We start from the raw sequence: 24028 nt of genomic DNA, 5'->3' as shown, positions 1-24028 counted from the left end.
GGCCTCGAGGCAAGCGCCGGCGGCCCGGCGCGTCCTCCGCTGTCAGGCGAGCATGCCGCTGTCAGGCCACCGCCGGGTAGTCGATATAGCCGTGCGCGCCATTCCCGCCATAGAGCGAGGCGTCCTCGAACGGCTTGTTCAGCGGCCTGTTCTCGCGGAAGCGGCGCGGCAGGTCGGGGTTGGTGATCATCTTGCGACCGAACGACACCATGTCGGCGCGGCCGCTGCGAATGGCTTCCTCGGCCATCTCCTGCGTATAGCCGTTATTCACCATCCACACGCCGCTGTACAGGCGATGCAGCGCCTCGTAGTCGAACGCGACGTTGTCGCGCGGGCCGCCGGTGTGGCCTTCGACGACGTGGATATACACGGGATGCAGCGTCTCCAGTTCGCGCACGACGTGCTCGAACAAGGGCTGCGGGTTGCTCTCCAGCGCGTCGTTGACCGGCGAGACCGGCGCCAGGCGGACGCCGACCCGGTCGGCGCCGATCTCCGCGATCACAGCGGCCATGACCTCCAGCAGGAAGCGGGCGCGGTTCTCGATGCTGCCGCCATAGGCATCGGTGCGCTTGTTGGTGCCGTCGCGCAGGAAGGCGTCGAGCAGGTAGCCATGCGCGCCGTGGACTTCGACGCCGTCGAAGCCTGCCCGGATGGCATTGGCCGCGGCCGTGCGGAAGTCATCGACGATGCCTGCGATCTCGGCCGTCTCGAGCGCGCGCGGCAGCGAGCATTCGACGAAGCCCTGGCCATTGATGAAGGTCTTGGCATTGGCGGCGATGGCCGACGGCGCTACCGGGGACTGGTTGTCCGGCTGGAAGTGCGTGTGCGACATGCGGCCCGTGTGCCAGATCTGCAGGAAGATCCGGCCGCCCTTCGCGTGCACCGCGTCGGTCACCTTCTTCCAGGCCGCGATCTGTTCCGGGGTGTAGATGCCCGGCGTATTGGTATAGCCCTGGGCCGTGGTGGAAACCTGGGTGGCTTCCGCGATGATCAGGCCGACGCTGGCACGCTGGCTGTAGTACTCGACCACCATGTCGGTCGGCACCAGGTCGTCGTCGGCGCGGCTGCGCGTGAGCGGCGCCATGGCCATGCGGTTGGCGAGCTCGAGCTTGCCCAGCTGGATCGGCTGGAACAGGGCATCGGTGAGGAAGGCTTCGGTCTGTGCACCCATGAGTGGCTTACTCCGTGATGGGACGATGGCTTGCGGCGGCCGGGGCCGCCGGTTGGAACAGGTGGTCGAACATCAGGTCGACGCTGCGCCGCAGCGGCTCGGTCGAGCGCTCGATCTTCATGCGCAGCAGCGCGCCCTCCCAGACATCCCAGGCCAGGCCGGAAAGATCGGAAGGGGAGATATCGGTGCGGATGGCATGGCACGCCTGGGCCTGGCCGATCATGCCGGCAAGCCGTTCGCGCCAGGCCAGCTGCGCCGCTTGCAGGGCGGCACGGCAGGCTTCGCTGGACAAGGCGATCTCCGCCGCGAAGTTGCCGATCAGGCAGCCGGCCTGCAGCGCCCTCGACTGGTGGTAGGCGATCATGCGGCTGAACACATAGCGGATCGCCTCCATCGGCTCCGGTGGCGCCATCTCGATCATGGCCTCCCACGACCGATGCAGGTAGTCCGCGTACTGCGCGATGATGGCCGCGGCGAACGCTTCCTTGCTTTCGAAGTGGTTGTAGAACGAACCCTTCGGCACGCCGGCATGATCGGTGATCTGCTGGATGCCGGTGGCGTTGTAGCCGAGGCGCGAGAACAACTCGCGCCCGGCCTTGGTCAGGCGGTTGGGGATGTCGGTCTTGTCTGCGGTGCGGGCCATGGCGGGAATAATATGACCAGTCGTCTTAAAAAGCAACAAAGCCCTGCCGCATTCCAGCGGGAGGCCGAAGGCTTTCGACTAATCCATTGATTTAATGAGGAAATACTCAGCTTGACGCGCCGTAGTGGTCGGATACGGCTGACACCGCCGGCGTGCCCCCCGGCTCATTCACCGATGACTCGCCCGGACATTATCGAGATTTCCACGCGGCGTACTCCACGGGCATGCAGACCGCACACGGCCGATAGCCGGCAGCGATGGCCGTCATCTCGTCCAGGAAGAACACGCGATGCTTCTCATAGCCACCACGGGCAATCGCTCGCAGCGCCGCACGGCAATCCAGCCGGCCGTATAGCTTGCCACCCCGATGGCCGCCGAGAGTGCCGGGCATGGCGCTGGCGTATGGCCTGCCGTCAGGCCCGATCAAAGTAAACGTTCGATCCAGGGTGGGCATGGGCGGTGTCATGTCACGTCACTGTGACGTGGCGGGAAGCCGCCACAAGTACCACGCCGCGATCGTGCGCCAGGGACTCCAGGTCTCGCCGAGCGCGCGCATCTGGCGGGGCGTGGGCGCCTGCGCCAGCCGCTTCAGGCGGCGGTACCCCTCCCGCACGCCGAAGTCGTCGACCGGCAGGATGTCGGAACGCTCCAGCGAGTAGATCAGGAACATTTCGACGGTCCAGCGTCCTACGCCGCGCAAGGGGATCAGGCGCTCGATCAGCGCGGCATCGGGGAGACGCCGCGCCTCCTCCAGGCTGGGCACGATGCCGTCGACGGCCGCCTGGGCGATGCCGCGTATGGTGGCCAGCTTGGCGGCGGAGAAGCCGCACGCGCGCTGCAACCCGGGATCGGTTGCCAGCAGTTGGCCGGGCGTTGGGAAGGAAACCTCCGGGTAAAGGGCCAGCAGTCTCGCGAGAATCGCATCGCCGGCCTTGGCATGCAGTTGCTGGTAGGCAATGGCCCGCACCAGGGCCTCGTAGGGTTCGCGGCCAGGCTTGGCCTGAAGCTTGCACGGGCCGGTCGCGGCGATATGGCGAGCCCAGTCGGCATCGAGGCCGGACAAGAACTGCGCAGCGCGCCGGTATGCGCGCGGAGACAGGTCGGCGGCGATGCTATCGGTCAAGATCACATCCCCGGCAGCATGGCGGTCCGCGCTTCGGTGCGCGCTGGCTTGATCGCCCCTTCGTGTTCCAAGAGCCAGCGCTTGCGGTGCAAGCCCCAGGCATAGCCCTTGAGATCACCATTGCTGGCGATGACCCGATGGCACGGAACGACGATGGCGATCGGGTTGGCACCATTGGCGGCACCGATGTCGATGGCCGCCCGGGGATCGTCGAAACCCAGTTCCCTGGCCAGCTTGCCATAGCTCGTGGTCGCTCCCGCGGGTATGCGGCGCAGCGCGGCCCACACCCGGCGCTGGAGCACCGAGCCCGCCGTCGATGTGCGCAGGACGCCGAGCGCCTCCAGGTCGCCCGCGAAGTAGCGTGCGATTGCCTGGGCGATCTCGGCGGGCGGCGGAATCTCGGTGAGGTCGACGATGCCATAGTGCGCGCGCAGGCCTCGCTGCAGGCGCGCTCGATGATCGGCGAAGTCGAGCGCGCGCACGTGCTGCGCCATATCCGTGACCAGGAGCAGGCCGCCCAGCGGCGACTCCAGGTGACTCTTGAACATCTGCATGATCGACTCCTTGTCGGCCAGGGATATCGCGTTCATGCGGAACCCTCGGCAATTGGCTCCACTCTAGCGACCGCATCGTAAGAAGAAACTCCGTCCCTTGCGCTCGAATTCGGAGGCCCATCACGGGTCAAGAGGATTCGCCCCTCGTCTCGAACCGCTCCCCACGCCATCCAGGCGCAGCTGTATCAGATCCAGCAAGGCCCGGACCCGCGTGGTCACGGAATGCCGGTGGCTGTACGCGCCCAGCAATTGCAGCGGCGCAGGGGACAAGTCCAGCGGCACTTCCCGCAACCGGCCCGCGGCAAGGTCTTCCTGGCATGGATAGGCCGCCACGATTGCGAAGCCGATACCTTGCCGCGCGCCCGCCAGTGCCAGCTCTCCGCTGTTGACGCGGTAGCGGCTGCGGACCGGCACCTTGACGATCTCGCCGTCAGCGTCCTGGAACTGCCAGGGCTGGCCCTTCAGCGCGCTCAGGGTGGTGATGCAGGGCAGGGACCTGAGTTCCCGCACCTGGCGCGGCATTCCGGTCTTGGCCAGCAGGGCGGGCGCCGCGACCACGATGCTGGGCAACGTAGCGAGTTCGCGGGTGATGAAGGTGCTGTCGTCCTGGCGGCCGCGATGGAAGAGGATGGAGAGATCCACGTCTTCCCGCAGCGCTTCCAGGCCGGTCAGGCGCGTGTCGCATTCCAGCTCCACGCCGGGATGGAGGCTGCAGAACTCGGCCAGGATGGGGGCCAGCAGCCTTGGCGCTTCGCCTGGCATGCACATTCGCAGGGGGCCGCGCAGTTCGCGCTGCGCCGCACCGAGTTCCTCTTCGGTGGAGAGCAAGGCGTCAAGCAGGGGCTTTGCGCGTTCGTAGAGCAACCTGCCGGCTTCCGTCATGCGCAGATGGCGGGTGCTGCGTTCCAGCAAGCGGACGCCCAGCCTGCGCTCCAGCGAGGCGACGTGGCGACTGACGTTGGACGAGGGCAGGGCCAGCAGGCGCGCCGCGCCGGCGAAGCTCTGTTCGTCGACGACCGCCGCGTAGACGCGGACGGTATTCAGGTCGAGTGAGTCACGCATGACTATCCCGTTTGGGGTATGAAAGCATCCCATTTTCACATGCTAGTTCCCAGGATTGGCGGAATCTAAGATGCCGTCTCGTCCGATGGACCGCCGCCGGCGGCTCGTCAGGACGGCCTGGACAGGAGAGATTCAACGTGGAAATCGGAATACTTGGCGGCGGCGTTGCGGGCCTCAGCGTGGCACTTGCCTTGCGCAAGCGGGGGTACCGTCCCCGCGTATATGAGCGCAGGGCAGGGCCGGCGTCCATGGGCGCTGGCGTGACACTCTGGCCCAATGCCGGCTTTGTGCTGGAGGAACTGGGGCTGCTGCAAGACATCGCGGCAGCGGGAGGGCGGCCGGTGGCGATGCGCCGCCAGGATGCCGCGGGCAACGCACTGGGGGGCCTCGATATTGCGCTGCTGGACCAGCTGATGGGATATCCGACCCATACGATCCTGCGCCGCGACCTGCAGGCTGTGCTGCTGGACCATGCGGCGCGGGCCGGGATCCCGGTGGCATACGGACATCGGACGGTGGCGATCGACCTGGATGCCGTCGGCAAGGCCGTGGCACGGTTCGAGAACGGGGTGAGCATCCGTCCGGACCTGCTCATCGGCGCCGACGGCCGCATGGATTCGGTGGCGCGCGGCTTCGTCGCGGGCCACAACACGCCGGTCTACCAGGGCTTCGTGAACTGGATAGGCGTGGCGCAGGGGCGGGGCGCGCTGGTGGACGATATCGCGATTCTGGACTTCTGGGGCTCGGGCGAGCGCTTTGGTTGCGTGGCGGTCAAGCCGGAGCTGGTCTACTGGGCGGCGGCGCAGGCGCGACCATTGCCTGCTGCGGAGCCCGCAGCGGACATGCGCAAGGAAGTCGAGGATCTGTTCGCGCCATGGCCGGAGCCTGTCGCCCGCATCCTCCGGGCGACGCCGGCGCACACCATCCGGCTGATTGCCGTGCACGACCTGGAGCCGCTGCATACATGGAGCCGGGCCAATGTGCTGCTGGTGGGTGACGCGGCGCACGCGCCGTTGCCGACAACGGGGCAGGGCGCTTGCCAGGCGCTGGAAGACGCCTGGCATCTGGCCCGCTGCCTGGACGAAGCGGACGGCGGCCTGGATCAGGCCTTCCTGCGCTTCGCGGAAATCCGCGGGCCGAAGACCGCGCGCCTGACCGAGCAAGGCCGGGTCTTCGCACGCGGGCTGTTCGCCACCGATCCCGAAACCTGCCGACTCCGCAACCAGCGCGCCAAGGCGAGCGATCCCTTGCGTGACGTGCAGGCCATCGCCGCAGGATGGGCGCAGGGCTTGCCCATGGCCGGCTGCGTGGACAGCACGCCGGCGGACGGCGCCGGCGCCGGCAGCCTGTACCGCGTCTGAAAGAGCGGGCCAGACTGGCCAGACCCGCCACGTCACGCCGCGACAATGTTGATCTTGCCGGGTCGGCCCATGGTCGCGCTCCTGGCTGGGCAAAGAAGGGGCCCACGCCGCCTTGGCAGCGCACAATCATGTTGCTCATGTCCCGTATGCGCGCACGCCTTGATCTCCTGCGCACTGAGGTAGGTAGCCACGATCAGCTATGGCTTTAAGCCTGGTCTTACCCATCGCATCGCGATGCGGCTCGAGCCATCGAGCTGAGTTGCGCCCGATCACTGCCGATATTGGTGACCTGATGAGCGACGATCAGTTAGTGCTTGGCATCAACGGCCATCTGTACGTTGAAGCCCACCATCCCAGAGCCCTTGTCACTTGTCGCCATCGAGCGCGCATCGGGATCCGTCATCGAGTTCTGTCCATCTGGCAGCGTCTTGATTTCTTCCTCCATCTGGTCAAGGCTATACATCTGCTGGCGCAGTGGCGCAAACTACCCGCGCAGTCGGGTTGTCTGGAACTCTATCTCCGCTGGCTGCGTGCGATCCGCAGTCTCCAGCGCGCTTAGATACCGCTGGATGCTTTCCTCGATCTGCTGCGGGCGCTTGTCGACCTTGCCAGCAATGAAATTGCAGTCCCTAGTGTTGACTGCCCTGAACTTGCTGCCGTCGATGGCGACCTGGGCCTGTGAGAACAGCTGACGCGCCATGTGCAACATCGCGGGGCTGCGGTCGCGGCGGCTCACCCTGCGGCGTTCGCGAAGACCGGCCTGATGCCAGTTGTCGCGCTGCGCCTGGACCTGCGCCGCAATGGCCGGCACGTGGCCCGGCCGCTTGTGCTCGACGGTCCCGCCCTGGTCGATCTCGGCCAGCCGGTCATAGGTGGTGCAGGGTAGGGCAGTGCCGTCGGCCCACGGTTCCGCGTGCCCGCCCCGAGAGTCGGCCACTTCGATGTGGCGATGGGCGGCGATGTTCGAGGCGTTCCCCCGGCAGATACATCAGCCGGAAGCTTGCGGCCCCGAATGCGGGCCAGGTGGTGCACGTGAAATTTTTATGACATGCGACAACTCCGGCCGTTGCGGTTCGTCCTGGTAGCACGACACCGCGGAGGCTCGCGGGCGTGCGTTCGCCATGACGAAGCACTGGAGTTTCGATGCATTCCTCTCTTGATCCCCACCCGCGCGCCGCCGTGGTGGGGCGCCAGCCTGCCGGGCCGCGCCGGTTCCGGGCGCGCCTGCTCCGCACCCTGGGCCTGCTGGGCCTCGGTGCGGCTTGCGCCGCGCCGGGGCAGTCATTGCCGCCGCACTGGGTCCACTATGCGCAACAGGCGGGCACGCAGTTCCAGGCCGGCCTGGGCCACGCCTCCGATCCGGCGGCGCTGCGCCTGCAGGCCTGGGCGCGCGAGCGGGTAGCGCGGCAGCCAGCCCCGCCGCTGGTCATGCGCGTGTGGCTGTCGCGCGGCGGCCGCGTCGAGCGCCTGGAATTCGGCTCGCTCGGTCATGCGCAGGCCGACGCAGACCTGCGCGCAGTGCTGATGGCGCAGGCATTGCCCGCGCCGCCGCCGGACCTGCGCCAGCCCCTGGTGCTGGAACTCACGCTCGACCGTCCGCCGCAGCCGGCAGCGGCGGGCTGACGTGGCGCACCCTTGCGCGCGCGGGGCGCAGCCGAGCCGAGCCGGGCGGGCGCGATGCGCCGCCCGCCGGGCACCGTGTCATGCCGGCCGGCATGGCGGCCATGCATTCATGGCAACGTCACATTGCCTGCCTACGATGCGGAGCGGCATGCGGCCGGGGGATGCGCTGCGCCGGACATGGACTTCTCAACGCACAGAGAATGGGATGGTGATGGCAAGCTGGGTCGCATCGTCCGGTGCACGGGTACTGGCCGGCTGCATGGCGGGCTATGTGGCGGGCTATATGGCAATCATGGCCTTGAGCCTGGCCTGCGTGCCGGCGCGGGCCCAGCAGCCTGGCGCCGAGCTGGCGTTCGACCTGCCCGCGCAACCACTGAAGCAGGCGCTGGCGCAATACGACGCGCTGACCAGCCTCTCCGTTTTCTACTCCTCCGAACTCGCCGACGGGCGGACCTCCAGTGCCGTGCAGGGCCGCTTCACTCCCGAGGCCGCCTTGCGCCGGATGCTGCAGGGCACCGGGCTGGACGTGCAGGCGGCGGCGGCCGGTGCCTTCGTGCTGGTACCTGCCATGCGCGGCCCGGAGCTCGCGGCGGAGCCGCCGGCGGCCGGCGCCCGCCGGCAGTACGAAGGCACCCTGCAGTCGCGTGTCCACCAGGCGCTGTGCGCACGCGCCGCGCTTTCGCTGGGGGACTATCGCCTGGCGCTGGCCGTGCAGATCGATGGGGCCGGCCACATGCAGCAGGTGCGCCTGCTGGACACCACCGGCGACCAGGCGCGCGATGCCGCCATCATCGAGACAGTGCGGCGGGTCGACCTCGGCCAGCCGCCAGGCGATCCCGCGCGGGCGTTCGTGCTGCTGGTCAAGCCCGTGCGCTGCGACGCCGCAGCGCTGCTGGCCGGATCGTGCCGACCCGCCTGCGGCCGGCAGGCAGGTTGAGCCATGAGCGAGACGAGCCGTGCCGGCCTGCGCGATCTCCTGGCCCATCGCTACGAGGACCTCAAGCGCCGCCTGACCTGGCGGCTCGGTTCGGCCGAACTGGCCAGCGACGCCCTGCACGACACGTGGGTGCAGCTGGAGGCGCGCAACGAGCAGGCAGAGCCGGTCAAGAGCCCGGCCGCTTACCTGATGCGCATGGCGACCAACCTGGCGCTGGACCGCCTGCAGCGCGATCGGCGCTACATGAGCGCGGAGGAAATGGAAACGCTGATGGCGGAGATCGTCGATCCGGCGCCCGGCCCCGCGCAGACCGTGGCCGCCCGCGGCGAGGTGGAGGCCCTGTCCCGCCTGATCGAGAGCATGCCGGCGCGGCGCCGCGCCATCTTTCTCGCAGTGCGCGTGCACGAGTTGTCGAACCAGGAAGCCGCAGTGCGCTTCGGCGTGTCACCGCGCCTGGTCGGGCAGGAACTCAAGCGGGCGCACGAGTACTGCATGGCCCATCTGCCGAGGCCGGATTGAAACAGCATGCCGATCGACCGCTTTCCGACCGTCTTGCCCGTATCGGCAAGCCACGCGCGCTGGCGGCTCGCTTGATGCCATGGTACGAACGATGAATGCTGCGCGACAACGGGAACGGGAGCTGGACACCGTCGAACTGCAGGCGCTCGCCTGGGTACGTCACATGGCGGCGGGCGCCATGACGCCGGCCGACGGTGCCGCGCTACGGCACTGGTGCCAGGCGGATCCCGCGCACCGGGCTGCCTTCGTGCTGGCGCGCCAGCGCTGGCAGCAACTGGGTGAGGCCGCGCGGCTGGCCGCGGCGCGCAACCCGGCCAGCCTTCACCTGGCCAAGCCGGCTCGCGCGCCGGACTGGCGGCGGCGCGCGTTGCTCGGTGGTGCCATGAGCCTGGGCGCGGCGGCGGCCACCGCTGCGGTGATCCACCCGCCGCTGGGACTGTGGCCATCGGTCGGCGAGATGCGCGCGGACTACCGCACCGCGACCGGCGAGCGGCGCCTGCTCGCACTCGCCGACGATGTGACGGTGGAGATGAACACGCGCACCAGCATCGCCGTGCGCACCGAGGCCGGCCGCGTGCAGGGCATCGACCTGATCGCGGGCGAGGCCGCCGTGGATACCATCGACGCGCCGCGCGCCTTTGCCGTCGTCGCGGGCGCGGGGCGCGCCAGCGCGCTAAGCGCGCGCTTCGAGGTGAAGTGCACTGCCGCGGGCGTGCGCGTGACTTGCATCGACGGCACGGTACAGGTGGCGCACACGGCCGGCACGGTGACGCTGGCCGGCAGGCAGCAGCTCAGCTACGACCAGGACACGCTCGGTCCCCTGGTACGGCTCGATGCCATCCCGCCGTCGGGCTGGCGCGACGGCTACCTGCGTTTCGCCGACACGCCGCTGCGCGAGGTGGTTGACGAGATCAATCGCTACCGGCCCGGGCGCGTGGTGCTGCTCAACCAGCGGATCGCCGAGCGGCACGTGACGGGACGCTTCCAGATCCACTCGCTCGACAAGGCCATCGTGCAGATCCAGCGCTCGCTGGGCCTGGAAGCGCGCACCTTGCCGGGCGGCATCGTGCTGCTCGGCTAGCACCTCGGCCCGCAGATCCGCCACGCGCTGCATCGTCACGAATGTCGGCCGTACTGCGGCCTTCAGGCTTGTCGCGCGCGGCTCCTGGCCTCGCGCGGCATCCCGGCGCGGCGGCTTTTCCATGCCTCGGGGCGCCGGGATCCAGGTCGCGCCGGCACCGTTTCCCTGTCACGAAATCTTCAAATAAAAGCGTGCCGATTCCACCTTGCCCAACAGTCTAGATGCCAGGAGCACCGACGGCTAGCCGCCGGTGGACAACAGGATCGCAGGACCGCTGCGCGGCGTGCCAGTGCGCGGGCGGGACTCGCCGGATCAGTTCGACGGGGATGGAAGCCAGAATGAAGACGCGCGTTCACCAAACGAAGATGCCCTCGCGGCAAACGGGGCGGTTCCGGTTGCCGGCCCTTACGCTGAGGCCCCAGGCTCAAGCGATCGCCTTGTTGCTGGCGGCCGGTGGCGCCATGCCGGATGCGCACGCGCAACGAGCATTCAGCAGCGCCTGGATGGCGCAGAAGAACATGGTGCAGGAAGTGGCCGCGACCACCGGCCGCCTGCCCAACGGCCAGCCGGTGGCGTCGCTGACCAATCCGCTGGCGCAGCAGCAGCGCGCCAACGAGCAATTGCAGCGCTCGCTGGATAACCTCAACGTGGCCGCGCGCGGCATTGCCGCCATGCAGGCGGCGCAGGCGGCGGCGCGCGAGGCGGCGATGCGCGACGCGTCGGTGCCGGATGGGCTGGCCGAAGGCGGCCTGAAGGTCGATACCAACAGCCTGACCGCGGGCTGGGTGAATGCCAGGAAGCTGGACAAGGAAAGCGGGCAGCAGGTCGTCGACGGCCGCACGCAGGTCACCATCCAGCAGACCGCGGACAAGGCCATCCTGAACTGGGAGACCTTCAACGTCGGCAAGAACACGACCGTGCAGTTCGACCAGCAGCCGAGCTGGTCGGTGCTCAACCGCGTCAACGATCCGCAGGCGCGGCCCAGCCAGATCCAGGGGCAGATCAAGGCCGACGGCACGGTGATGATCGTCAACCGCAACGGCATTGTGTTCACGGGCAGCAGCCAGGTCGACACGCGCAACCTGGTCGCGGCCGCCGCCGGCATGACGGATGCGCAGTTCCGCAAGGGCCTCTATAGCGATGTGCTGGGGGCCGGCCACGTGCCGACCTTCGCCAACGACCTGGTCGTCACCCCGAGCAGCGCATCGAACGGCAATGCCAGCGGCGACGTGATCGTGCAGGCCGGCGCGCGCATCGAAACGCGCAAGCCGCAGTCAGTGACCGAAGGCGGCGGCTATGTCCTGCTGCTGGGGCGCGAGGCGCACAACCGCGGCGCCATCTCCACGCCGGCCGGACAGGTCACGCTGGCGGCCGGCGACAGCTTCGTCATCCGCCGTGGCGCCGGCACCGATGCCAACCAGGATTCCAGCACGCGCGGCAATGAAGTCGGGGTGCTGCGCAACGCCGGCAGCCCGGCAGGCCGCGTGAGCAACAGCGGCCTGCTGCAGGCGGCGACCGGCGACATCACGCTGGTCGGCCGCAGCGTCGAGCAGGCCGGGGTGGCGCTGTCCAGCACCTCGGTCAACGCGCGCGGCACGCTGCACCTGAAAGCCGTGGGCGACACCGGCAGCCGGGTGGTGCTGGCGCCCGGCAGCGTCAGCGCCATCCTGCTCGACGAAAGCAACGCCACCGCGCTGGACGCGCAGCGCGACACCTTGATCAAGGATTCCGCCAGGATCAGCGATGGCGCCGGCTATAACCGCCGCGACCAGTCGCTGGTGAAGATCGATGCCGGCGGCGACGTGGACTTCCAGTCCGACTCGATGACGCTGGCCACCGGCGGCCAGGTGATGGTGGACGCCGCGCGCCGCGCGCGCGTGGCGGATCGCGCCGCGATCGACGTGGCCGGCGCGGTGGGCGTGAGCGTGGCGATGGAATCCAACAACGTCATGATCAACGTCCAGGGCAACGAGCAGCGCGACGCGCCGCGCAATCGCGACAGCAAACTGCTCAACAACACCAATATCTGGATCGACCGCCGTACCCTGGTGCGCGTCGCCGCGGGAACCAACGGCTACGCCACCGAGCGCTTGTATACGGGCGGCGGCCTGCTGGAGGTCAGCGGCTACCTGAGCACCGCCGGCCACGGCATCGGCGAGTGGGCCGCGCAGGGCGGCACCGTGCTGTTCAAGGGAGGCGAGCTGGTCACGCAGGCGGGCTCCGGCATCAATCTCTCCGGCGGCTCGCTGAACGTGCAGAGCGGCCGCATCCTGCAGACCTGGCTGAAGGGAAGCGACGGCTTCCTGTACAACCTGGCCAAGGCGCCGGCGGACATCCTCTACACCGGCTTGTACCGCGGCTTCGAGGACACGCATGCGCGCTGGGGCAAGAACGGCACCGACTACTACTACAGCCCGCTGATCGCGCCGAGCTCGCGCTTCGAGGACGGCTACACGGTGGGGCGCGATGCGGGCCGGCTGGTCGTGGCCACGCAGTCGGCGCTGCTCGAAGGCAGGGTCGACACCACGGTCTTCCAGGGCGATCGCCAGCACGAGCGGCGCGATGCCAGCCTGGATGGCTACAGGCAATCGCAGATCGCCGTGGCGCGTGCGGGCCAGCTGATCGTCGGGCAGCTTACGCCGATCTACGACAGCAAGACCGGCATGCTGCGCGACAGCCCGCAGGCAACGGTGAAGCAGGTGGAAATCGGCGCCGTGCCGGGCATCGCCGATGGCCTGGCCCTGGCCGACGCGCTGCCGGACGAGCGCCGGGGCAAGCTGCGCCTGGATGCCGGGTGGATCAGCGGGCTCGGCCTGGGCGCCCTGAAGATCTATGCCAGGGACGGCATCGAGGTGGGTGCGGCCGTGCAGGTCGCCGCGGGTGGCGATCTCGCGCTGCATGCCACGCAGGTGGACGTGCGGGCGGACCTGGCGGCGCACAGCGGCCGCATCGCGCTGGGCAATATGGTCAACCAGTACACCAGCAGCGGCGGTGGCAGCTGGCTGGACGTGCCGGTGGTGGCACTACCGGCCGCGGGCCAGGTACCCGGCGTGTCGGTGGCGCGGGGCGTCACGCTGGACGCCCGGGGCCAATGGTCCAACCTGGCACTGGACCCCGCGCGGATCGGCGGGCTGCCTTACGTCGACGGCGGCGCGATCACCCTCAGCAGCACCGGCGACGTCACACTCGGCCAGGGCAGCGTGCTCGATGTGTCGTCGGGTGCGGCATTGCTGGCCGGCAACAAGCTCCAGGGCGGGCGGGGCGGCAATATCACGCTGCTGTCCAACCAGAACGACGTCGCCGGCACCGGCTCCGGCGCCCTGCGCATGGAAGGGGAACTGCGCGCCTATGGCGTCAAGGGCGGGGGCACGCTCACCATCGACACCGGCGTGGGCATCGCCATCGGTGGCGGCCTGCTGGCCGACAGCGGCATCCTGCCGGCGGGCCAGTCGGTGGCGGTCAACCTGACGCTGGCGCAGCCGGTCACGCTGCCGGCCGGCACCGTGCTGGCCAGCGACTTCACCTACACGGCGGACACCGTGGCGCCGGGCCAGGCGATGCAAGGCAACCCGAGCTTCAGCACGGCGCGCAAGGTCACCTTGCAGGCGCCGTGGCTGGTGCCGCGCGGCACGACCTGGAACTTCTCGGTGCTCGACGACAAGGGCCGCTACTATACAAACGGCAACACCGTGCCTGCCGGGACCGTGCTGGTCGGGTCCTTCGGCGACCTGGCGCCGGGCTACGTGGTGCCGGCGGACGTCTTTCCGAACGGCATCCCGGTGCCGGCATTCCACAGCACGCTGCGGGCCGGCACGCCCTTGCCGAGGGACGTGGTGCTGGCCGAGGGCGCGCGCCTGCAGGCCGGCACGAAGCTGCCTGAGGCGGTGGCCGTCAAGCCGCTGCTGGTGATCGGCGGCGAGGTGTTCCAGAGCGGCTTCGCGCGCTACGCCGTGGCCGCCCAGCAGGGTGTGCAGGTGGCCCGCGACGCCCAGCTGGCGGTGGCGATGCCTGTGCTGCGCTTCGACGCCGTCAAGGGCCGCACAGTGGCGGGCGGCGCCGATCCGGCGCAGGTGCTGGAGCGCTGGCTGCCGCCGTTGTGGCAGGAAGACCCGCGCAAGGCCGTGCTGACCCAGCGTGGCGGCGCCGACCTGGCCTTGTCGGCCGGTTCGGTCTATACCCAGGCACCGCTGGTGGTCGGGCACGGCGCCAGCGTGACCGTGGATCCCGGCCGCGCGCTGACCCTGCAGGGGAATGGCCAGATCACCGTCGAAGGCGCGCTGAACGCCTGGGGCGGCAATATCGCCTTGCTGCCCGGCAAGCTGGGCACCGGCAACCTGGCGGACCGGCCCAACGGCATTGCCGATGCCATGTCGATCTGGATCGGCAACGACGCCGTGCTCGATGCCGGCGGCCGCGCGGTCACCGCCCTCGATGCGCGCGGGCATGTCTACGGCAAGGTGGACCAGGGCGGCACCATCGAGATCGGCGCGCGTCACGACCTCGACGCCACCAAGGTCGATGCGGCGGACGCCTTCGTCGTGGTTCGGCCGGGCGCGAGGATCGATGCCTCCGGCGCTTCCGCGCGGCTGGACCTGCCCGGACTCGGTGCCACGCTGGTGGCCGGCGACGGGGGCGTGATCGCGCTGAGCTCCTTCCGCGGCCTGTTCCTGGACGGCAGCCTGCGCGCAGCCGCCGGCGGCCCGGGCGCCGCCGGCGGCACGCTGGCGCTGAACCTGGAGACACCGGCCTACGGACCGGTCGACAACTACAGCCAGAAGAGCCCCAGCGTGGAGGACGCGGTGCGCGCCGCGCGTGAACTGGTGCTGGCGCAGACGCAGGGCGCCACCGCGCTGGCGGCCGGACTGCGGCCGGGCGACCGCGATGCCGCCCTGGTCTACGGCGCCGGGCGCGTCGGCGTGGACCGCATCGGGGCAGGCGGTTTCGACAACGTCGCGCTGCTGGCCAATGGCATGATCAGCTTCGACGGCAACGTCAACCTGGCCGTGGGCCAGAGCCTGCGCCTGACCAGCAGCGCGCTCGCGCTGGCGGAGCATGCCGCCGCGGGCACCCGGGTCAGCCTGGCCGCGCCCTATGTCCGCCTGGCCGGCACGACCCGCGTTCCGCCCGAGTTCTACTACATGCCCAACCCGGCCTTGAACTCCGCCGGCGTACCACTGGTGACGCCGGGCGCGAGGTTGCAGGTCGAGGCGGACCTGCTCGACCTGGCGGGGGCCATGCAGATCGGCGTGCGCGGCGTCATCAAGCGCAACGTCGACACCGCGCTGGCGGTGGAGCGCGGTGCCTTCGACATCACCATGCTGCGCAGCCGCGGCGACATGCGCATGTACCGCGCTGCCTCACTGAGCGTGCCCGGCGACCTGACGCTGGCGGCCGCGCAGATCTATCCGGGCATGGGCGACAGCGGTGCGGTGATCGTCGGGCAGCGCAGCTTTGTCGACCAGTACGGCACCATCCAGCGCGAATTCGACCCGGCGCGCCACCTCGATATCGAGCGCGTCGGCGAGGCGGAGCCGGCCATGCCCTATTCGGTCTTCGGCCGCCTGAGCTTCAGTGCCCCGACCATCAACCAGGGCGGCGTGGTGCGGGCGCCCCTGGGCAACCTGGAACTGGGTTCGAAGGGCTACGGCGCCGTCACGGAGCGCCTGAACCTGCTGCCGGGCAGCGTCAGCTCGATCAGCGCCGCCGGCCTGGTGATGCCCTTTGGCGGCTCGCTCGATGGCCTCAGCTATATGCACGACGGCAAGGATGTCGTGTTCAACGGCGTGGGCAACGGCCCGGCCATCACCCTGGCCGGGCGAGCGGTCGACGTGCGGCAGGACGCGGTGCTGGACCTGAGCGGCGGCGGCAGGCTCACCGGCGCGGCCTTCCTCGCCGGACGCGGCGGCTCGGTGGACGCGCGCATGAATCCGCTGGTGCAGGTCGGCGCCCAGGGCGGCTTCACCTTGCCGGGTCTGTCGACCAATCCGGTCTATGCGATCGTGCCGGGGGTGCAGCCGGGCTACGCGCCGGTGGTGGCGGAGAAAGGCGCCAGCGATCCGGCCGTCGGCCGCCAGATCACCATCGGCGCCGGCGTTCCCGGGCTGCCCGCCGGCACCTACACGCTCTTGCCATCCACCTTCGCCTTGCTGCCCGGGGCCTTCCGCGTCGAGCTCAACGGCCTTGCCCGCGGCATGCCGGCGGCCGGCAGCGCGATGGCCATGCGCAATGGCTCGTATGCGGCCCCGGCGCAACTGGGCGTGGCCAACACCGGCTTCCGCAATGCACTGCCGGCCCAGGTCTTCCTGACACCCGCCGACGTCCTGCGCAGCTATTCGCAATACAACGAGATGAGCTACGCGGAGTTCGCCCTGGCCCAGGCCGCGCGCGAGGGCGTGCCGCGCGTCCAGCTGGAGCAGGATGCCAAGGCGCTGCGCTTCTCCTTCGCGCCGGCCACGCCGGGCGTCGCCGGCAACGCGCCGGTGCTGCGCTTCGCGGGGCGGACCCTGTATGCGCCGGCCGCGGGCGGCTTCGGCGGCAGCGCCTTGATGATGGGCGATACCAACTACGAGATCCTGGGCGCCGGCGCCACGCCGACGCCGGGCTTCGACGGCATCTCGCTGTACGCGGCGGACCTCAATGCCATCGGCGCGCCGCGCCTGGGCATCGGCGGGCTGCCGTCGGTACGCTATGTCGACTACACCGGCAGCCGGCAACGCGCCAACATCGCCACGTTCGATAGCGGGGCGGGCAGCATCTTCCTGCGCGAAGGCGCCGTGCTCAAGGCCGCCGAGGTGTACCTGGTGACCCAGAGCAAGGCGGGCGGCATCTTCGTGGAGCAGGGCGGCGGCATCAGTACGCTGGGGCAGGGCAAGGCCGCCTGGGACTCCACCAACGGCTATGTCTACGATCCGGGCGCCAGCAGCGTGCTGGCGGTCTCCAACGGCTGGCTGGACATGCTGGCGCCGAGCTACAGCTCGGATCCCAGACAGGGCGCGGGCCGCATCGACATCGGCGCCTGCGGCGCGGGCAGTGCCTGCCATGGCACCACGCTGCTCTATTCCGAGGGCACCATCGCCGCCTCGACCGACCAGGACTTCAACCTGCGCGATGCGGCGCGCTACGGCACGCGCAACCTGCTGCTGTCGGTGGGCGGCATCAACGCGGGCAGCCAGGCCGCGCTGGCGGACCTGGCCGCGCGCAACGCGCTGCCGCCGGGCCTGACGCTGAACCAGCAGGTGCTGGACCGGCTCCTGAAGGGCGATACCAGCACCGGCGCGCCGGCGCTGGAGAACCTGGTGCTGACCGCGCGTGACGCGCTGCGTTTCTATGATTCGGTGGAACTGTCCACCATCGACCCGGCCACCGGCAAGTCCTCGCTGGCGCGCCTGGTGCTGGGCACGCCCGCCATCCAGGGCTATGGCAACGCCGATGCGCTGGCCCGCATCCGCACCGACATCCTGGTATGGAACGGCGCGACCAATGCGCCGGGACTGGTGGCGAGCGGCGGTGCCGGCACCGGCAGCGGCCGCCTGCAGGTCGACGCCAGGCAGATCGAGTTCGGCTATGGCCCGAACAGCCGTCCCGATACGATCCACACGATGGACCGCATGGTGCTCGGCTTCGGGCAGGTCGACCTCAACGCCAGCGAGCGCATCACGGCCAACCAGAAGGGATCGCTCGCGGTCTACCAGTCACAGGGCCCGTGGGACGAGGCCACCAAGGGCTATGCCTACAGCGGCGGCAACCTGAACCTGAACACGCCGTTGCTGACCGGCCGGGCCGGCTCGGTCAACAAGATCAGCGCCGGCGGCGACCTCCGCCTGGCGGCGCCTGCCGGTGCCGCCTTGCCGGCCTTGACCGGCAAGGCGCTGGCCGAGGCCCTGGGCGCGGAGATCGCGCTCAACGGCGGCAGCGTGGCGCTGGACAGCGCCGTGGTGCTGCCCAGCGGCAAGCTCACCGTGTCCGCCGAGCGCGATGTGGTGCTGCGCGAAGGCGCGCGGCTCGACCTGGCCGGCCGCAAGCTCGATTTCTATGACGTCAGCAAGTACAGCTGGGGCGGCGACGTGGTGCTGGAAAGCCGCGCCGGCGATGTGCGGCAGGCCGCGGGCGCGCTGATCGACGTGTCCGCCAGGGAGAACCGCGCCGGCAAGCTCACCGTGCTGGCGCTGGGCGCGGGCGCCGGCACCGTCGACCTGCGCGGCACCTTGCTGGGTGGCAGCAGCGGCCACTACGATGCCGGCGGCACCCTGCTGCCGTTCGCCGCCGGCGGGGCGGATATCCGCGCGCAGCGACTCGCCGATTTCACCGGACTGAACCAGCGCCTCAACGACGGCAAGCTCGCGGGCATGCGCAGCTTCCAGCTCAAGCAGGGCGACCTGGCCATCGGCGACGAACTCAAGGCGCGCGAGATCAGCGTGTCGGTGGACGGTGGCAAGCTCACCGTGGCCGGCACCATCGACGCCAGCGGCGAGCAGGTCGGCAGCATCCGCCTGGCCGCGCGCGACGGTGTCACCATCGGCGGCGGCGCGCTGCTCGACGCGCATGGCACGGTGCTGCGCGTGGACAGCTACGGACAGGTCATCGAAGCGCCCAACCGTGCCACCATCGAGATCAATGCCGGCGCGGGGCGGCTTACGCTGGAGAGCGGGGCGCGCATGGACCTGCGCGCCGGCACCGGCGCCGGCGCCGCGCCGTTCGGCACGGTCGAGCTCAATGCGCCGCGCCTGGGCGGCGCGACCGGCAACGATATCGATATCGACGCCGGCGGCGCGCTGCGTATCGACGGCGTGCGTTCGCTCACGGTCAACGGCTTCTGGTCCTACAAGGATGCGGCCTGGGGCACCGACCCGGCCGTGGACGGCCGTCCCTACCAGGTCGTCAACCAGGCCTACCTGGATGCCAAGCACGCCGACAGCCTGGTGTTCATGGACCGCGCGCTGGCCAACGGCGATCTGATGAACCGCAAGCTCGCCGGGCTGCGCCGCTTCACGGACGCCTTCCACCTGCGCCCCGGCGTGGAGATCCTCAGCGCCACGCCCGACGGCGACCTGCATATCGATGGCGACATCGACCTGTCGCGCTACCGCTATGCCAGCGTCAATCCGCACACGCAGCGCAGCGGCGTCTATGGCTCCGGCGAAGCCGGTGCGCTGGTGCTGCGCGCGGGCGGCAACCTCAACGTCCTCGGCAGCCTGAGCGACGGCTTCGACGCCTCGGCGCTGCCCGCCACCCCGGACGACCAGGGCTGGGTGCTGGTCAAGGGCAGGGTGCCCTGGGGTGGCGACGTCGTCATCCCGCAGGGCCGACTGGTCACGCTGGCGGAAGGCACCTTCTTCGTGTCGGGGCGGACCCTCAACTACGACCTGCCGATCCAGGCAGTGAGCCTGCGGTCCGGCACGGTGCTGCCCGCACGCGCCACGCTGGCGGCGGAACTGGTGCTGCCTGCCGGCACGGTGCTGGGCGGCGCGGTGCGCGACGCGCAAGGCCAGGTGGTGCTGGCGGCCGGCACGCTGCTGTCGCGGCCGCTCACGCTGGCCAGCGGCATGCAGCTCGACGCCGGCAACCGGCTGGCCGGCGGGGCCAGCGTGGCGGCCATGACCTGGCCGGCCGGCGTGCCGTTGCCGCAGACCGACACGCGCGTGGAAACCGTGCCCGGTGTCTACCTGGCGGGCGCGCTCGCCTTGCGCAAGGGCGCGGTGATCCCGAGCGAAACGGTGGTCAGGCTGCCGGGCGACGCGCTCATGGTGTCGCTGCGGCCTGGCGACGCCAGCGGGAACCAGGGCCGCAACTGGGCGCTGGCGCCGATGCTGGCCGAAGGCTCGCAATCGTGGTCAGTGCGGCTGGCGAGCGGCGCGGACACGCAGGCCGCGGACACCCGCGCGCTGCAGGCGCGCAGCAAGCAGGCCGGCCTGCTGCTGGCCGATACGCACTACGGCCTGGTCTCGGTCAACGTCGTGTTGCCCGGCACCGGCCTGCCAGGCGAATACGTATGGACGGGCAACTCGCTGGAAGTGATCGGGGAAGCGCCCGGCACGCCGATCAACCTCGCGGATTGGGGCGGGGAAGAAGAGGTCAAGAACTTCAACGAGCTGGGCTATGGCGAGCTGGTGCGCAAGGTCAAGGATGGCATCCCCCCGGTGTACCGGGCGGAGCTGCAGCCGGCCCGCCAGCAGCTCTTCAGCGTGCTGCGCACCGGCACCGGCGACCTGGACCTGGTTGCCGGCGGTGATTTCACCATGAGCTCGCCCTTCGGCGTCTACACCGCCGGGACGCAGTCGGCAGGCGTGGGTGCGGCCTACAACCTGCCGCGTGCCACGGCGCGCGACGGCACGCTGCTGGGCCCGGATGGCACTGCGTTCACGCCTTACATCGACGGCGGCGGCCAGAGCCTGTACCGCGCCTGGTATCCGGAGCACGGCGGCAATGTGCTGGTGCGCGCCCAGGGCGATGTCAAGGGCGACCTGATCGGCGCCGGGGGCGGACGGGTCGATGCGATCGGGACCCTGCGTCCCCAGCCCGCTTCCACGGCCGTCGGCAACTGGCTGTGGCGCCAGGGCACCGGCACTGCGGTGACGGGCGCCGAAGGCGTGCCTGCCGCCTGGTGGATCAACTTCGGCAGCTATGTGGCCGGCCCGAAGGATGGCTACGCGCTGTTCTCGGGCGCTCCGTTCCTGGTCGGCTTCACCGGCATCGGCACGCTCGGCGGTGGCAACCTGGTGCTGGAGGCGGGTGGCGACGCCGGCATGCTGTCGTCGCGCATGAGCGCGTCGGGCAACGCGGTGTCCCACAGCCAGGGCCTGAACCTGGTGGTGGCCAGCACGGGCCGGGTTTCCACCGACGGCAGGCAGCTCGCCCTGGCCGGCGGCGGCGACCTCGACATCCGCATCGGCGGCGGGCTCAATCCGGTGGCGGAAGTGCGCGCGCCCAGCTCGCAGGCAGGCGATGTCACGCCGGCGACCCGCTACGCGGGCGTCTACAGCGATATCAACAGCACCGTTGTCAACCTGCGCGGGGCGCTGCGCATGGAGGCCGCATCAGTGGGCGGCATCGAGCTGCGTTTCGACCGCGCCGATCCCGCCGAATCGCGCGCCTACGAGGTGTACAAGGCCACCTCCTCCATCGCCAGCGGCGGCCCGGTGCTGGTACCCGGCGATGCCGGCGTGCGCATCGACACGCGCGGCGACCTGGTGCTCGGCGGCGTGGGCGACGCCGGCCGCGTGGCGCTGCCCAACAACGGCACGCCATTCCGTGCCAACGGCGCCCGCTACGGCGGCGACGGCTGGACCTGGTTCTCGCTGTGGACGCCGGGCACCGCCATCGACCTGTTCAGCGCGGGCGGCAACCTGACGCCCTCCACGGCGGCGGCCGATGACCGCGCCGGCCTCAACCACTCGGCCACCGACGGGCGCTTCATGATGCCGTCGGTGCTGCGCGCGGTGGCTGGCAGCGGCAGCTTCTACTACGGCAATTCCAGTACGGGCGCCATGGATGAGACGAACCGGCCGGTCCGGTCCAGCACCACGCTGATGCTGGCCCCGTCGCCGGTGGGGCCGCAATACGCCCGCCCGGGCGCGGGCCAGCTGGAGCTGCTGGCGGCCGATTCGATCTACGCCGGCGGCTATGGCATCACGCAGTCGGGCGCCGATCCGAGCGCGTTGCCGAATCCGTTCAACCCCGCTTTCAGCGGCAGCACCGTGAAGATCAACTACGGCACGCTGAAACTGAGCAATATCAGTCCGGACGGGCTGGCTGCCAGCGTGTTCCTGGCGAACAACGACGGCGCGGCCACGTTCCAGGCCTACCCCCTGTTCAGCTTCACGCCGCCCACGGCGTCGGGCCACACGGCCCCCGGCAGCCAGCCGGCGCGCTTCTATGCGGTCGATGGCGATATCGTCGGCCTGCGCACGGGGTCCATCATTTCCCGTGCCAACGGCGTCGGCTCGAGCCTGACCTTCGGCAACTGGTACGAAGGCAGCGGCCCGGTGGCGATCCGCGCGGGGCGCGACCTGGTCAATGCCGGCACCGCGCTGGGTGAAGCCGAGAACGTGCCGGAAGGCGGCCACGGCTGGTACCTGCCGCCGCGTCGCGGCGATGGCACGCTCGCCGAGAAGCCGACGTCGGTGCTGAATGCCAGCGCGCGCGGCAACCTGATCGTGCACAACAACGCGGACGATGTCTCGGTGGTCTCCGCCGGCCGCGACATCCGCTTCAGCAACTTCTATGTGGCCGGCCCCGGCTTGCTGGAAGTGACCGCCGGGCGCGACCTGTACATGGCAGACCGGGCCGAGCTGAAGAGCATCGGGCCGGTGGTCAACGTGAGCCCCGGCGGCCGCGGCGGCGGCGCCAGCATCGCGGTGGCGGCGGGCGTGGGCCGCGAGGGGCCGGATTTCAACGCCTTTGCCCGGCGCTATCTGGATCCCGCCAACCTGGCCGATGCCGGCCGCGCCCTGGCCGACCAGCCGGGCAAGGTGGCGGCGGTCTATGGCGGCGAGCTGACGCTGTCCGGCTGGCTGCGCGCCCAGTTCGGCTATGCCGGTGACGAGACCGGTGCGCCGGCGTTCCTGCAACGCAAGCAGGCGAAACTCGACGCGGCGCGCCAGCAGGCGCCGGCTGCCGGCGCGGACGCCGCCAGGCGGGACCTGCAGCGCGAGTATGGGCTGGCCAGCCAGCTGTACCTGGTCAACTGGCTGAGCGGCCGCTTCGGCGGGCCCAACGGCTCGGGCCTGCATTTCGACGCGGCCGGCATGGACGCGCGGCAGTTCTTCACGGCGTTGCCGCCCGCGCAGCAGCGGGCCTACCTGCGCAATGTGTACTACGCCGAGCTCAAGGCCGCCGGGCGCGAGTACAACCAGGCGGGCGGCGCGCGCCAAGGCAGCTACCTGCGCGGCCGCGAGGCCATCGCCACGCTCTTCCCGACGCAGGACGCGCAGGGCAACGCGCGGGCCTACCAGGGCGACCTGACCATGTTCAGCAGCGCCAATTACTACGCTCCGGTGTCGGGCGCGCCGGCCACCAAGCGGCCGCTCAAGGGCGTCCCCTACCTGCGGCGCGATGAGCACAAGGCGGCCGGCAACCCGTACAACATCGGTGTGTACGACCTGCTGGACGCCGGCATCCACACTGACTTCGGCGGCGACATCGACATCATGACGCCGGGCGGGCGCACGCTGGTCGGCGTGGACGGCGGCTTCATTCCCGGCGAGGGCTCGGGCGTGCTGACGCAGGGCGCGGGCGAGGTGCAGATCTACGCCAGGGACAGCATCCTGCTGGGGCAGAGCCGCATCTTCACCACCTTCGGCGGCAACATCCTGGCGTGGTCGGCGCAGGGTGACATCAACGCCGGGCGCGGCGCCAAGTCCACCGTGGTCTACACGCCGCAGCGGCGCGTGTACGACAACATCGGCCTGGTCACCTTGTCGCCGACCACGCCCAACACCGGCGCGGGCATCGCCACGCTCAACCCGATCCCGGAGGTGCCGCCGGGCGACATCGACCTGATCGCGCCGCTGGGCACCATCGACGCAGGCGAAGCGGGCATCCGCGTATCCGGCAACGTCAACCTGGCCGCGCTGCGGGTGGTCAACGCCGAGAACATCCAGGTGCAGGGCAAGGCCACCGGGATTCCGGTGGCGGCGACAGTCAACGTGGGGGCGCTGAGCAATGCCAGCGCGGTCGCCTCGCAGGCGGCCGGTGCCGCGCAGGAGGCGCTGCAGCGCGAGCGCAGCGCGGCCCGCCAGGGCCTGCCGTCGATCTTCACCGTGCGCGTGCTCGGCTTCGGCACGGACGGCGACGAAGGCGGGCGCAAGGCACGCGAAGGCGGCCGTGCCGCGTCGGCCGGCTACGATCCCGCCGGGGTGGTGCAGGTGCTCGGACAGGTGGAACTGAGCGAGGCGCAGCTCAGCCAGCTGACCGCCACGGAGCGGCGCAATCTCCGGCGCTGAACTCCCGGCCCGCG

Annotated in this window: 12 protein-coding genes and 1 pseudogene; 6 read left to right on the top strand and 7 right to left on the bottom strand. The window is 70.1% G+C overall.

Annotation, left to right across the window (positions count from 1 at the left end):
* Positions 1-61: 61 nt before the first annotated feature.
* The 6 genes from BKK79_RS02315 to BKK79_RS02290 all read right to left on the bottom strand — a co-directional run bounded on the left by BKK79_RS02315 (position 62) and on the right by BKK79_RS02290 (position 4553).
* Positions 62-1171: an alkene reductase gene (locus BKK79_RS02315; RefSeq protein WP_071036996.1), complete on the bottom strand. Its 1110-nt coding sequence runs from the start codon at positions 1169-1171 to the stop codon at positions 62-64.
* 7 nt (positions 1172-1178) lie between these two features.
* On the bottom strand, positions 1179-1814 hold the full coding sequence (locus BKK79_RS02310) for a TetR/AcrR family transcriptional regulator (protein ID WP_071012637.1): 636 nt from the start codon (positions 1812-1814) through the stop codon (positions 1179-1181).
* Positions 1815-2004: 190 nt separating this feature from the next.
* A complete protein-coding gene (locus tag BKK79_RS02305; protein WP_071036995.1) occupies positions 2005-2268 on the bottom strand; it encodes an Ada metal-binding domain-containing protein in 264 nt (87 codons plus the stop codon).
* An 18-nt stretch (positions 2269-2286) separates the two neighbouring features.
* Entirely contained in the window at positions 2287-2937 is a 651-nt protein-coding gene (locus tag BKK79_RS02300) for a DNA-3-methyladenine glycosylase family protein (RefSeq protein WP_071038399.1), read from the bottom strand.
* Between the two features lie 2 nt (positions 2938-2939).
* A complete protein-coding gene (locus tag BKK79_RS02295) occupies positions 2940-3491 on the bottom strand; it encodes a methylated-DNA--[protein]-cysteine S-methyltransferase (protein WP_071038398.1) in 552 nt (183 codons plus the stop codon).
* 120 nt (positions 3492-3611) lie between these two features.
* Positions 3612-4553, bottom strand: a complete 942-nt coding sequence (locus BKK79_RS02290; RefSeq protein ID WP_071012648.1) for a LysR family transcriptional regulator — start codon at positions 4551-4553, stop codon at positions 3612-3614.
* Positions 4554-4690: 137 nt separating this feature from the next.
* Here BKK79_RS02290 and BKK79_RS02285 point away from each other — a divergent pair, with 137 nt between their 5' ends.
* A complete protein-coding gene (locus BKK79_RS02285) occupies positions 4691-5914 on the top strand; it encodes an FAD-dependent monooxygenase (RefSeq protein WP_071036994.1) in 1224 nt (407 codons plus the stop codon).
* 183 nt (positions 5915-6097) lie between these two features.
* Here the strand turns inward: BKK79_RS02285 and BKK79_RS02280 are convergent.
* Positions 6098-6602 (bottom strand): annotated as a pseudogene (locus BKK79_RS02280) (IS5/IS1182 family transposase); the annotation flags it as partial.
* Between the two features lie 455 nt (positions 6603-7057).
* Between BKK79_RS02280 and BKK79_RS02275 the strand changes: the two are divergent.
* The 5 genes from BKK79_RS02275 to BKK79_RS02255 all read left to right on the top strand — a co-directional run bounded on the left by BKK79_RS02275 (position 7058) and on the right by BKK79_RS02255 (position 24014).
* The gene (locus tag BKK79_RS02275) at positions 7058-7537 is read left to right on the top strand and encodes a hypothetical protein (protein WP_071036993.1); all 480 of its coding nucleotides are present in this window, start codon (positions 7058-7060) and stop codon (positions 7535-7537) included.
* Positions 7538-7748: 211 nt separating this feature from the next.
* A complete protein-coding gene (locus BKK79_RS02270; RefSeq protein WP_071038397.1) occupies positions 7749-8474 on the top strand; it encodes an STN domain-containing protein in 726 nt (241 codons plus the stop codon).
* A gap of 3 nt (positions 8475-8477) precedes the next feature.
* Positions 8478-8993, top strand: coding sequence for an RNA polymerase sigma factor (locus BKK79_RS02265; RefSeq protein WP_071036992.1), 516 nt, complete (start codon positions 8478-8480; stop codon positions 8991-8993).
* 91 nt (positions 8994-9084) lie between these two features.
* On the top strand, positions 9085-10074 hold the full coding sequence (locus BKK79_RS02260) for a FecR family protein (RefSeq protein WP_071036991.1): 990 nt from the start codon (positions 9085-9087) through the stop codon (positions 10072-10074).
* Positions 10075-10577: 503 nt separating this feature from the next.
* Positions 10578-24014 (top strand): filamentous haemagglutinin family protein, encoded by a 13437-nt coding sequence (locus tag BKK79_RS02255; protein ID WP_198173308.1) that lies wholly within the window; start codon positions 10578-10580, stop codon positions 24012-24014.
* Positions 24015-24028: the final 14 nt, after the last annotated feature.

It is taken from the genome of Cupriavidus sp. USMAA2-4 (assembly GCF_001854305.1).
Classification (GTDB): domain Bacteria; phylum Pseudomonadota; class Gammaproteobacteria; order Burkholderiales; family Burkholderiaceae; genus Cupriavidus; species Cupriavidus malaysiensis.
This window is presented reverse-complemented; position numbering and strand designations above follow the sequence as displayed.